The 13,474-nt window shown below is 63.8% G+C and carries 4 protein-coding genes; 2 read left to right on the top strand and 2 right to left on the bottom strand.

The genetic code is table 11. The features are described 5' to 3' along the window. Nucleotides 1-111: 111 nt before the first annotated feature. The gene (locus tag C5N93_RS03270; protein ID WP_242558252.1) at nucleotides 112-5,259 is read right to left on the bottom strand and encodes a hypothetical protein; all 5,148 of its coding nucleotides are present in this window, start codon (nucleotides 5,257-5,259) and stop codon (nucleotides 112-114) included. 248 nt (nucleotides 5,260-5,507) lie between these two features. Between C5N93_RS03270 and C5N93_RS03265 the strand changes: the two genes are divergently transcribed. Next, complete coding sequence (locus C5N93_RS03265) at nucleotides 5,508-6,074, top strand: isochorismatase family protein (RefSeq protein WP_242558251.1); 567 nt, start codon at nucleotides 5,508-5,510, stop codon at nucleotides 6,072-6,074. 59 nt (nucleotides 6,075-6,133) lie between these two features. Next, nucleotides 6,134-7,141: a helix-turn-helix domain-containing protein gene (locus tag C5N93_RS03260; protein ID WP_242558250.1), complete on the top strand. Its 1,008-nt coding sequence runs from the start codon at nucleotides 6,134-6,136 to the stop codon at nucleotides 7,139-7,141. A gap of 90 nt (nucleotides 7,142-7,231) precedes the next feature. Here the strand turns inward: C5N93_RS03260 and C5N93_RS03255 are convergent, their stop codons facing one another. After that, nucleotides 7,232-13,210 carry a hypothetical protein gene (locus C5N93_RS03255; RefSeq protein WP_242558249.1) on the bottom strand — a complete coding sequence of 1,993 codons (5,979 nt, stop codon included), beginning with the start codon at nucleotides 13,208-13,210 and terminating at the stop codon, nucleotides 7,232-7,234. Nucleotides 13,211-13,474 lie beyond the last annotated feature (264 nt).

Here is a 13,474-nt window from a genome sequence, read left to right as displayed (position 1 = left end):
ACGCATCTTCTGGTGGCATACGCGAGCGCCGCCCCAAGATTTCGCCCTCACCTTCGCATTTGGGGCAATACCTGATCAGGTCTCGCCCCGTTCATCGCCAGCCGACATCGCCTATCGAACACGCCGAAATCCTTCATCGGACGCGCCGGGCTCCACCCACATCTCGACCGATGTGCCGTCCGCCAGTGTCGCGCCGGCGTCCGTCACGTTTAGACAGCTGTTGTCCGATAGCAAGTCCAGACGCGTATATGTCGGAGACTCCGGATACGTTGTCGAACGCGATACGCCAGCGCCGGGGTCGCACCACGCGGCAACGACGCCTTGCCCCAGACTCAGCATCTGCGCGTGTACGCCCGTTTTCGTCTCGTCGAGCGTCTCATTAGTAGCGTTGGCGGTCAGCAGGATTCGATAGCCTGGCGGCAACTGGCGCATGTCGTCTTTTCCCGCAATTCGGCGGTACACGTCGGCCTCGTGTCGCAGAACGTGGCCGGAGAGCACAGGTAACAAGTCGTCGCTCACCGCATCGAACGCCGGATCGAAACGGCCGCCCTGAAGCGCATCGGCAGCCGCAGCCATCGCCGTGCAGAACGTATCGTTGCCGGCACCGGACTCGATCAGATCGGCCAGTTCACGACGCGCCACGTGTACGGCAAAACGTTGTTGGCTGCGGATCACATGATTTGATACGCGTTGCCGAAGGGAATCGGTAGGGTGCGTCGTGTTGTCGCGTCCAAAAGCGCGCTGCGTCGCGCCTGTCACCGACTCGCCCAGATAGTGGGCAAACGGGAGGCCCGGCGTTTCACGGGCATCGTCGCACTCTGCGCTGCGCAAGAAATGGGCCTTGGGCGAGCCCCCTCGATCGGTTGGCGACGCCAGCCTTCGCGCGAGATTGACGATGACCGGCTCATCTGTGCCGGGGCGGTGTGAGGCAGCCGCCTCGATCAGATACGTCAGTTCGTGGCGCCGCTCGACAGGTGCACAGCCCGGTCCGGCCAGACCGACGCACGCGAGTTGATCCGAGCACCACGCACGGGTTCGATTCACAAGCTCGGTGAAGTCCTGCGTCGGCGCTTGAAAGATGATTTCGTAAGGCGCTCGTCCTGACGGCAGCGGTGCGCTGTCCCCCAATACCGATGCCAGTCTGGTGGCATCGGCATCGCTCAGGTGCCGCAGCAGGAACTGCCGCATCGGTGCGTTCGTGGCAATCCCGGTGCCCCCTTCCCAGCAAACTTCGCCGGTCGTCAGCGACACCAGCAAAAATGCCTGTGCATTTCCGAGCGCCGCCACACCTGGAATATCCACATCATCGAGGCTCAACGTGCCCACCTCCGTCTCATCACGCAGACGCGCAAGCATCAGGTCCTGCTGAGCCTGCGGTACCCGCAGAAAGTGCCATAGGAGCAGCCCCGTCTCCACGCGAGCGAACACATTCCGAAGTGCGGCATCGAAGTCCGACGTCCAATGTGCAAGCAATATCGCTGTGGAGATCGGCGTATCGGTCGTCACCGCCGGGTCCGGACGAGCGCGCCATTGCGCGACGACCGTGTCCCACCTGGGTAGGCTCGGATCGTCGAAGGGATCGAGATTGCGACGCGGCGCACGGGTCACGATTTTCGACGCGTCACCCGTGCCGTTGGTAGCCTGCCGTGAAGCGAAGAAATAGCCGGCGACCTGCGATCGGACACGGATGAGATCCGCTTCGCTAACCCTCATCTCCGGTAGCGCGTCGGCAGGCGATTCCACCCAGATACGGAACAACTGACCGTCACATTCGGCCAGATCGTCGGCCAGAAACGCAATGGCATCGTGATCCTTGCCGAGCAAATCCACCACATCGAATCGATGGTGAGGCAACAACGAGACCGAAGCATCGGTACAACTTCCCACAATCGTTCCGCTGCCCCCTGTCACGCCTGCAAAAAAGAGCGCGTCACCGAGCGTGACGAACGCAACGGAATAGCCCGCAGGCAATTGCGTGAGCACGTCGAACGATTCAACGAGCATGGCTCCCGTGCCCAGGAAATGTAATACGGAGATCGGCGCGCCCCGAGATTGAGAGGCGCGCATATCCAGCGTATCGCCCGAAATACCCAGTCGGGTTCGCAGCCGTTGGATTTCCGTCCACGGTGTTTTGCGTTGCGTCGCCGACATCGGACTCACGCGTAGCGCCTTTGTCTGCTCGGCCATCTGTTCGCGCAGACTTCCGTAGCCGGCGCCCTTGTGCATCAGCGTCAACATCGGTCGGACGATTTGCCGCCCGGCCTGACCGATGCACCCTGACATGGCCCGAGCGATTTTTGTGAGAGGCGCCGAAGCGGGAATCTGATTGATCAGCATCATGAACATGCCGAACCGCTGGTTCGAATGAATGGCCTCGAGTTGCCTGAGCGTGGCGTACTCCGCCTTTTCCGACTGCACGTATAGATAGCTTGCGGTAGCGCCTGCATAGCTGAATCTGAACGACCAGTCGACCGCCGCTGCGGCCCCCCGAAACATTCCACCGACAATGGGAAACAGCACCATCGAACTTTGCAGCATTGCAATTCGCAGATCGTCCCAATCGCGACGCTTGCGCAGCGCCGGCGTCACGACCTGCGTGTCGAGGTTTTCGCGCATTCGGTCGACTTCGGCTGCCCAAAGGGCCGCCTCGATATCCGGCGCCCTGACGAAGGCGAAATCCGTTCGCCACGGCGCCCTGAACCTGTGGATGCCCAACGACAAGTCGTACAGGCTCGGCTTCGGTTGCCCGCAACGATCGATCGGCCGACACACAGTGCCGATGGAAAAATACCGTGGCGTGAGATATAGCGCACTGTCCAGCGAGGCAACCTCACGCATCGACAGGTGGTCTTTCATGAAAGCGCGCCAGTCCTCGCGCGATTCCACGTCCTTGCTCCACCAGTACCATTCCTGCCGCTTGATTGAGAGCAACAGCGCAGTACCACTCGGCGCGTGCGTCAACGACACAAGGCCGGGCACAATCTTCCCTTCGTAGGTCAATAGTTGAAGTTCAAGCTGTTCCTCCAGCAATGCCGGCGACGCAGACCAACCGCGCGGTGCGACCCATGTCGGGCCTGCCGCCGTTCCCAACGCCCTGGCCCGGAAGATCATGGCGGCCACAACCGCGCGAACGTATTGCGAGAATGCGGAGATCGCTTCCTTCGATACCCGCAATGCGCTGATTCGGCTCACATCCTTCGCGTGTAGCGCCGCGCGAAACGCATCGGTGTTGACCATGCTCAGATGCGTTCTCGTTCGCTCGTAGCTGTCGGTGCCATTCACACTCACGACTCTGACGGCTTTGACCGTGCGCGATCCGCCAACCGTCAACGACTCTTCGTAAAAATGATGGCCGAGCGCAACTTGCAGCAGGCTGTACTCTCGCCGGGATTTGAGGCCCGAGCCCACGTTGCCGCCGACAGGAAAAAAGCCCGCCTCCTGATACCTCACCTCAATGCGAGCGTCCCAGTCGACGCCGCCCGGGCCGCCGCCTGACGCCGGCAGCGTCTCGTAGACCTCTTGCGCCAGTTGCTGGGTGTACTTCACCGCGCGCTCGCGGTAAGTGTGAAATTGCGTGACGTTGCCGACCCCGCTGTCCCAGCTTATCCATTTGTGCATCAGCACGATTTCTTCGAGATTCAGCGAAGCCCGAACGTCGAGCTGTTTGCTATCGGATATCCGGGAGGGTATGTCGGAGGCGTTTTTCGGAGTCGCGGACAACCGATCGGACACTGACTGATTACCTGCGTCATCGAGCCACGCCTGCACGAATTGCCCCGGGTCGTCGGGCGCGGGGGGAACCCTTTCGTACGTCCCGTGCTCAGCCGCCGACACGCCTTGCCAGCTTCCTGCGCCCTTCACAGGCGCCTGCCATGCAGCCTGCCTTCGCATCCTCAACAGCCATGCTTGCGGCGACTCGTGCTGCAAGGATGGAATCGGGGCTCGTGACGACAATCGGGCGGTGTCCAGAGGCCGACCCTTCGATGGCGGCGCAAGCACCGCTGCGGCGCCGGTCCCCGCCTTTGCCCGCCCGAGACGATCCATCTCTCGCGACGCGACACTCCCGGACAGACGCAGAACGACGGGCGTCTCACGGTCCATACGGTCGAGCGTTTCATACCAGTCCGCCACCCGCATGGCGCGTGGACGAGTGCTGATCTCCTGTGAGGAACGCACCAGCAGCCCGGCATCATGCAACAGGTGGACCGCCGCCTCCAACGCCCGGCCGAGCGTGAAGCGGGCAAGCGGGCGAACTTCGGTGTCGCGTGCAATCGCTTCGTCCACCATTTGCTGGACATCCAGTTCGTCGATCACGTCGGTGGGCGAGCGGCCCATGCCGTCCCTCAGCTGACGCCGTAGCGCCGCCACCAGGACGACGACATTGAGCCGGGCATCGCACCCCTGAATCCGGTCGCAAAGACGGTGAAGCTGACACGCCGTCAGTTCGGGCAGCAGGTTGGAAAACCACGCGGCAAGGCGAATTCGCTCCGTTGGATCAGGGCCATGCGACACTGAGCACAGCATGACGCCGGCGGCGGCGGCCTCCAGCCCGCCCGCCAGCCAGGGCATGGCGGGCCACGCCAGCGCCATGCCCGCGCCGCTGGCAAGCAGCGCACCGCCGATGGCTAACGCACGCAATGGCAAGGGACGGTCCGGCGCCATGGGTTGCCCCGCATTGAGCACCGTCTCAAGTGCGGCGACGGCAATCTCCGGATGCCGGATGATGAGCTCCGGCAGCGCGTTCAACAGCGGCAGCACCTCGGTATCCTCAATGCTCGCCACCTCGCAGGACCACGCAGCGGCGCATAACACGTGACAGATGCCACCGAACGCCTGGCATTCCGGCGACCAGTCGGGACGACCATCGCACCACACGCCGAAGCGGTGCCCGTCGTAGCAGATAGCGCCGGCATCGTCGAATTGACGAACCCAGTCGCCGTCAAGGCCCTGCATGCCCAGTGCAAGCGCCTCGCATATCTGTGTCGCGCCGATGTCGAGGCACGCCCCACCCTGATCGGCAGCCGCATCGCCATCGATGCTCAACAGCGCACAGGTGAGCGCCGCCGCCACAGGTCCCCACTCACCTGAAGGCATGAGGTTGCGGTACACGATTTGAGCCTGCCAGCCCAAACCGGCGAGGGCTAACGGGAGCCTCCCGCCATCCCTCGCGAAGGGTTCGAGCACGCTTGACTCCGACACATGCGGTTGCGCGACCAACTGCGGCTCGGCGCTCACCCAACTCAGCGATCTGATTTCCACGCGTCTGTCCTTGACGTCACAGGAACGCCCCATCTTCACGTGCCCGATTGCGTCATCGCCGCAAGATATCGCTCAGAATCCGCCGTTTGGGAACACGCACCGCCGAAGACGACGGCGCAGCGAGCGCGCCGGCGATCGCTTCGGATACATGTCTGAATCCGTCCCATTCTGGTCGTCCAATGGACTATCGGGATGGCGCCCGTGCCCGTACGATGTCACCATCGTCACTCACTCCACGGAGTCATCTCATGTCGCAAAATCCGCAAGCCCAAACGTCGCGCACCGCCCTGCTCGTCATCGACGCCCAGGAATCGTTCCGTCAACGCCCGTACTGGCGCGAAGACGATCTGGCGGTCTATTTCGACCGTCAGCAGGCGCTGATCGACGGCGCCGTCGCACGCGGCGTGCTCGTGGTGCAGGTGTTTCACATCGATGGCGGGGTGTTCTCGCGCGATTCCGGCTTCGTGCGTACGCTCGAAGAACTGCGCCTCGACCCGGTCTTTACGGTGGACAAGGTCAAGCACAGCGCGCTGGCGGGTTCGACCCTCGGCGCCTGGCTGGTAGAGCATGGGATTACGCGCCTGATCGTCTCCGGCATCCGCACGGAACAGTGCTGCGAGACCACGACGCGCGCGGCCTCGGACGCCGGCTACGACGTCGACTTCGTGACGGAAGCCACGCTCACGTTCCCGATGCAGCACCCACGCACCGGTCGCGAGCTGTCCACCGCTGAACTCAAGGAGCGCACGGAAACGGTACTGGTCGACCGTTTCGCGCGCATCGTGACGGTTGAGGAAGCGCTCGCGGCGGTGTAACGTCGCACTGTTGCTGCCCCTCCGAATCCGTCCGAATCCGTCCTGACTGTTTGCCCGCGATGCCAAGACTTCAACCCGTCTATCTGCTGGTCATGCCGAACACGCTGCTGCTCGACGTCGCAGCCCCGGCCGAAGCGTTGCGCATCGCGAATCATCAGCAGGACGACGTGCGCTTCGTGCTGCATTACGTCGGCACGCAGCCCTCGGTCGCCACGTCGATCGGCTTGCGCCTGTCGCCGCTCGACGTGTTGCCCGACACCGTGCCCGACGACGCCTGGGTGGTCGTAACAGGCACCGTCGAGAAACCGCTGCCGCTGCCGCCGTCGGACAGCGCGGTCCATCCGGCACCCTCTGACGAGCATCATGACGCCGATGCATGCGCCATCGCGTGGCTTCGGCGCATCGTGCGTCCGACGCATCAACTCGCCTGCATCTGTACGGGTGCCCTGCTCGCGGCCCGCGCGGGGTTGCTCGACGCGCTGACCTGCACCACGCACCACGGCAGTTGCGACGAACTGCGCTCGCTCGCGCCCGGCGCTCGCGTGGCCGACAACCGTCTGTACGTGCGCGACGGCAACGTGTGGACCAGCGCCGGTGTGACGACGGGCCTCGATCTGATGCTCACGCTCATCGCCAACGCCACCAGCCCACTGTGCGCTGCGGCAGTGGCGCGCCAGATGGTCGTCTACGCGCGGCGCGCCGGCGCCGACCCGCAACTCTCGCCGTGGCTCGAAGGACGCAATCACCTGCACCCCGCCCTGCACCGCGTGCAGGACGCCATCGCCGCCGACCCCGCGCAGGACTGGACGCTTTCCGCCATGGCGGACATCGCCTGCACGAGCGAGCGGCACGTGACGCGCCTGTTCCGCGAGCATGCCGGCGTCGCCCCCATCGATTACCTGCACCGGCTGCGCATTGCCCTCGCACGCGAGATGCTGGGTAACAGCCATCTCGATCTCGAACACATCGCCCAGCGTGCCGGCTTCGGGTCGAGCCGTCATCTGCGACGCGTCTGGCACAAGTTCGACGCCTTGCCGCCTAGCCATGCGCGCCGAATTGCGGGTTGACTCGGGCCAATCGCGCGCAGCGACGAGCGACGCGTCCCGACGATCCCTTTACGCCGGAACCTGCCTGTCGACACGGTTCACTCACTTGCGTTATCTACGCCATTCAGGCATGTGGAGCATCACCCCGGCCGGCCTGAAATCCCCGGCCAATGCGCCGGGAGGCGCGGTGTACCCCCATGCTGTTTCGAGCGCGTCGTTCAGCGACGTGAAGTCGATGTACTTGATGCAGAGATTCGCTCCATGGCGGGTGTGCTGGTCCTGCCAGTCGGCCTCGCTCATGACGCGACCGTCGCTGAGCGCCAGCAACGCACCGCGAAGCGTCTGCCGTGTAAAGAAATCGGCGATCACACGGTCGACATCCCCCGAGCTGACCCATAACGCCGGCGGCTTGCCCGTCACGGCCAACGACAGTTTCGGCCGATACTGATCGGGCGACGACCACGCCACCGTCACTCGATACCGGAGATCGGTCACGCCATAGGTGTCGAACGTTGTCGCAACCGCCTCGATCATGAGCGCCAGCCGGTCGTCGATCTTCAGATCGCGCGCGCCCACCCGTTCGGGCTGCAACGCGGTCACCGCCGGGTGCGAATGCAACGCGCTTTCGCATTGCGTCGCGCTGACCTGACCGGCATTCAGTTGCGGTGCGGCGGGCTCGGCGTAGATCCCCGGCGTATCGCTAAGCACGCAGAGATCGACATCGACGCCGAAGTATCGCCATACCCCACGCGCCTCTGACCAGTCCAATAGGGGGGTGCCGTGCCTGAAATAGATGGAATTCAGCTGAAAGCGTGCCGCCCCGGGCTTCTCCAACGCGCGCGCTTCCACGATCCGCCCGTCGCCGAGGCTGAGCATGTCGTCGTAAGTCCCGTCGTCATACGTCGCGGAATCGTTGCGCCCGGTCGACGCAGGACGAATCAATATCCGGTAGCCGCGAGGCACGCTGGCAAGCGCGTCAGGGCCATGTAACGCGATCAGTTGCAACGCCACCGGTTGTCGCAGGCAGAGTCCGGGACGGCCCGGCACCTGATGCCGCAGCGACGCTATCGCCGCACCGAACCGGCCGTCTTCCAGTTCGACGCCTGCCGCTAGCAGCGCCGTGGCAAAGTCCGAGTCGTTGATTCCCCACTCGATCAGGCGGGCCACGTCGCCGCTCACGCGGTGCTGGACGCGGCACTGCCGGATCCGTTCGACGAACGCTTGCGCAAACGCCGTGGCGCCGCTCAGCGACTCGCCCGTGGGCGATCGACGAAATATATCGCCGGAGAATTCGCGGATCGCCGTACCGATGTCATAGGCCCACCCCAGACCGGGCGACGTTTGCGCGCGATCCACCACCTCGTTCAGATAGATCGCCTCCTGGCTCAGGCGCACGTCGTCGGTGGCCGTGCCTCCGATCGTTGCGCGCAAGGTTTGCGCATCCTTGCGTGGCAACATCGCGGCCACATGCCCCACGAGGTCGACGATGCCCGCGCCGAGCGTCTGGTTGCGCGCTGCCGCATCACGCACCCGGTCGCGAAGATCGTCGATGATCGGGGCAACATTGCCCTCGTCCAGCGATTGCCCGAACGTGACACGCATCGCCTGCCCGGTGACGTTCGCGTGGGGGGAAAGAAACGCGCGCAATGCCGTCGTCTCATCCTCTGCAGCGAGCGGAACCGCTTCACCCGAGGTCAGCGACAACAACATCCGGCATCGCGCATCACCGAGACCGACCACGCACGGCAGACGCTCACCGCCCACCGTCACCGTCCGAAACTGCGTCGTGTTCTTGAGTGCGGCCAGCATCAGGGCGCCATGATCCGCGGACATTTGCGGCAGGTGCCACAGCACCAGCCCCTGCATGACACGCTCGACAAACTGCGTGAAGGCCGCCTTGACCGGGGGGGCGTTCCAGCGCGCGACGATCTCCTGCGAGGACAATCGGGGGACGTGAACGTCCCGACCGAGCAAAGCACCGACGCTCGGCGGCGGCACCGCAGTCGCACTCGACGACCGACTGTCGAAACCGTCACGCCCCCGCAAGCGGCCATTCTGCAAATACCACCCGTCCACGAACGCATCCCAGTGGTCATGGGCACGCTTCGCCCGAGAGCGCGACGCCAGATGCTCCGCATTCGGTTGCGGTTTGAAAGATCCACTCACGGTCGGATTCGACGAAGCGTGCGACTCCGGAGGAGGCGCCGTGGAGGTAGACGTCGACGTCGTGGTTCCGCGCAGGGATTGAAGCCGCTGGGCCGCCTTTTTCGCAGTGTCCGACCAGGCGGGCAGCCGGTCAGTAAGGGATTCGACATACAGCGTGCCCTCTCGATCGTCATAGCGGCACTGCCCATCTGTCAGGAACGTGAAACGGGCGATGTCGATCCGATCGATGGTGTAGGTCGCAGACGGTGTCTCATGCGCATTGCCAGACGCTCCGAACACCGCCCGGTCCCCATTCATCACACCGGCGAAGCCTATCGTGTCGCCAGTCAGCGCCAGCGCAATGCAATAGCCGCGCGGAATTCTCGACAACTGATCGATGGAGACCACCCGGGCAGCAGCACTTCCCAGAAAAGCCTCGATGCGGTTGTCTTCAGACGTCAGCCCCCGGGTCACCGCACCGCCAGTGCGCAGATCGTACCGTGACTTGATGGCACTCAATTCCACCCACACCGGTTGTGCGACAGGTGTCCCGGCGCCATTTGCATCGGTGCTACGAGAGACCATGGCATCGGCAAATTTCCCGCGCCGTCGGCTGATCTTGGGCCATCCCGCCATGAAAGTATCGATCGAGCGCGAGATGTCGCGCATGTTGTCGAGATTTTCGAGCATCCAGTCCGTAACGGCATCGATCGGTTGCAGATGCGGATTGCGAAACAACGACGACATGGATGCCGACACCGACATCTCTCGCTGAATCCGCCTCAATTCGTCCACATCCGCTCGCTGGGCGCGCGCGGCGAGCGTTGCATAGTTCGCGCCATATGGGTCGAGTTCGCAGGCCAGCGTCACGAGGGTGCCGGCCCGATCCGTATCGCCAAACGCCGTTGCGGTTGCCGGGCCGGTGAACTTCAGCGAGTCCAGGATTTTTTGTCGCAGGCTACTGACCTGAAACGTTGCGCGTCTGGCATTGTTGACGATCATCAGTTCGCGGTCGCTATCCGCCCGTGCGACCTTGGCAAACCAGAGCTCCCGCTCCGGCGATGGACACGACACGAAGGAAAACGACGGTTCGAGCGATACCTGGCTGTATGAGGCGAGCGTGGCGTTTGACGGCGACTGACGCGGAGATGGCCCGCTGATGCCGGCACGCGACGCCTGACATGGCCGGTTGGTCAGCACGACCGGATCGATCCGAAACTTGAGCGGACTCCACCGCGCACAGCGTTCCAGATGCTGGCGCTGCGTTTTCGACAGATGACACTCGATGAATCGCTGGAAGGCGTCGGTCGACTCGGCTTCCGGGCTCCAGTGAAAAGCCATGGCGTGCGCGATCGAGATCAGCAGCACCGCGCTACCGGCGGGCTGCGTGACACAAACCAGATCCGGCACGATGGCGCCCTCGTATGCCAACAGGCGAACGGCGCCATAACCCGCCCGGAACTTGCGCCGCTGCCCCTGCCCCGCGCGCGCCGGGTGCCATGGGTGATTGACGCTGCTCACGCGGCTGCCCGGGGGCGCCTGACGCTCCCAGGCATCGGTCGTCGCGTTGACGAGCACCCCCATGTACACGCGACGCACATACGCCTCGTAGTCATCGATCAACAGCGGATTGTTTCGCTGGCGCTCGAGTTCGTCCGCCAGATGTGTGTTCAAGGCATCGCGGAATATGTCGTCGTCGATCCGCGTCAGCATGGCTTCGTGTTTGGGGTCGACGGCCTTCAACGCCACGATCTCGCTGATCCCCGACGGGGTTTTGAACTCACGCAGGAAGTGATGCCCCAACGCCACATCGAACAGGGTGAAGGTCTGCGACTCCGTCTTGCCCCACCCCATTGCAAAGCGGCTGGGTTCGGGCGAACGCCCCCAGAACCTGAACGTCACCTCGACTTCGCCTCCCCATGGCATCGTCGGCTTACCGGAGGAGGCCTCGGCGTCATGCGGGCCGCGTTGTACCTGCGTGAGCGCAGGCCCCGGCAGCCGACCCAGCACGGCCTCCATCTGACGGCACAGATGCGCTTGCGCTCGCCCCGCGTAACCGTCCATCGAGACGTTTCGCAGCCGGCCGATCTCCGTCGCTTCGATGATTTGAAGCATCTGATCGAGCGTGGGAGATTCGCCGGTCGAGATCACGTTCGACGTCTTGTTTGCCGACTGTGGTTCGTTGACCAGCGAGGGCTTCGCGTGATGCAACGGCCGGTTGACGAGCGGCAGGGAGCGCAGTTCATCCGTCTCAAGCGTCTCTGTTTCGGTCTCTGGCCAAAAAAAGCGTTGAAAACTCGAGAGACCGAACCCGATGATCAACCCGATAAACGTTCCACCTGCTACGTACCTGCCTTTGCCCGACGCTGCCACGGCAACCGACGTCGAAGCGGCTTGCGCTGTGACTGCGAGCAGCTCGGCCTGCTCTGGCGAGTCCGGGGCGGCAGATGTCGCAGCGACGGGCGCCATGAACTCCACCGGGTTCAATGACATGGCTGACATGGCGTCCGAGCCAACGACCACGCGCTGCTCGACAATGTCGCGCAGCATGTCGCGCCGCTCAGGGGTGAGCAAATCCGGCAGCGGCAGGTCGTCGGTGTTCATCATGAACGTTCGGTTGACGGGGGATGCCTGTCGCGGAGGCGGTGGCACGAATGGCGTCGCGGCGAGACGACGCGGTGCGCTCGCCTGCGCCAGAACATCCTGCGCTTCGCACCATTGCGCCCATCGCTCGCTGCGACGAAGCGCTCGCGCCTCAAGGATCGTGTCCTCCCATGGCGTCAGAATTTTCGCGGCATAGGCGAGCTGAATGGCGACTTCCAACGCTTCGGCAGCCCCTGAGCGCTTGAAGCGAAACCCGCGCTGCTCGCGCTCACGCGCTTCCCGGTAGAGAGCGTCGACGTCCAGGCCTGCAATGATTTTGCCGATGGGCAGATTTCGAACGTTGGCATCGAGACAACGCTGCACGGCCGACGCGACATCGCGCACATCGAGTTGCGCGAACTGTGGGCCGAGTCGCAGGACCAACGCCCGCAACTCGGACGCCGACAGCGATGGCAACAAACGAGGAAACGCGCTCAGGTATTGCGCCCGTTGGAACGCGGTCGACCTTTCAGCACCGGGCAGCGCCGCATACGTGCAAACGGTGGCGGCCAGTTCCAGCGCGCCTGCTGCGAAGGCTGCGGCCAAGGGGGCATACGCCGTCAATGTCCCGTAGAGGGAGGGCTGCGAATCGTGCGCCACATCGCTACCGGCGGTGCCATTGCGCAGCGATGCACCATCGTCCGTCTGCGTGGGCGCGCCGGAAAGCAAGGCGCCACTTCCGAATCCGACAGCCGTCCCCAGCGCCGCACCGACCGCGAGAAGCCTCCCGCACGCACGTCCGATGTCCCGTAATGGGCTCGGCGGACACCCACGAAACTCAGGGGCATCGCCCACCAATAGCGTCTGCCAGGCCGCGACGGCAAATGCCGGATCCGACAGCACAAGCCGCGACATGAGCGAGCGCCACGTTGAAGCGTCTCCCACGTCGACATCCGTCATATTCCGGGCATCGGCGCACGCGGCCAGCGCATGCCAGAGACCGTGACAGGGCATCGACGTCCGCGCCCATGCGTGACGACCGTTCCGGCTGATGCCGAAGCGCTGACCGTCATGGATCAGTTCGACCGAGTCGGCGTCGGATTCGGTGTCCCGACACGACGTACCGCATACGTCGGCAAGCCAGTCCATCATCAGGCGCACACCGCTCTGAACCGCCGGATGCGCCTGCGAGTCCGCACGATCCAGCAAATGGAATGCCAGCGACGACGACACGGGCCCCCATGTGGCGTCTGGCGTGCACACCAACGCGTGCACGACCCTTGCACGCCAGTCCAGTGTCGCGAGGATTGGCGACGCCTCCACCTGAACATCTGCGGTTTGTGATGCGCCTTCGATCTGCACGTTGCCGTCCGCCTCGCCCCTTTGCGGCGAGTCGACGAGGGCTGGCTCGGATTCACGTCTGCGACACTGCCTTTCGGATGATTGGGTTGATGCTGAGGTTTGGCTCGATTGCCATGCAAGTGCCAATGGCCCTCGGTACGAAGCGATCTGCATGTGTCCTCCTGCTGAAAACGTTAGGTATCAGCTCCCTGCGGGCAGATACTCCCGCCGACGTCAACACCATCGAGTTCACTTTTCGCTCAAACCAAGGGCAATGGGAAAGCG

Origin of the sequence: Pandoraea sp. LA3 (genome assembly GCF_022696215.1) — a bacterium.
In the GTDB taxonomy this organism is placed as follows: Bacteria; Pseudomonadota; Gammaproteobacteria; order Burkholderiales; family Burkholderiaceae; genus Pandoraea; species Pandoraea capi.
The sequence above is the reverse complement of the archived record's forward strand: the minus strand, read 5'-3'. Positions and strand labels throughout refer to the sequence as shown.

Bases quoted from the DNA above. Each gene is read 5' to 3' on its own strand.
- C5N93_RS03265 (WP_242558251.1), top strand. From the start codon at position 5,508: ATGTCGCAAAATCCGCAAGCCCAAACGTCGCGCACCGCCCTGCTCGTC.
- C5N93_RS03260 (WP_242558250.1), top strand. From the start codon at position 6,134: ATGCCAAGACTTCAACCCGTCTATCTGCTGGTCATGCCGAACACGCTG.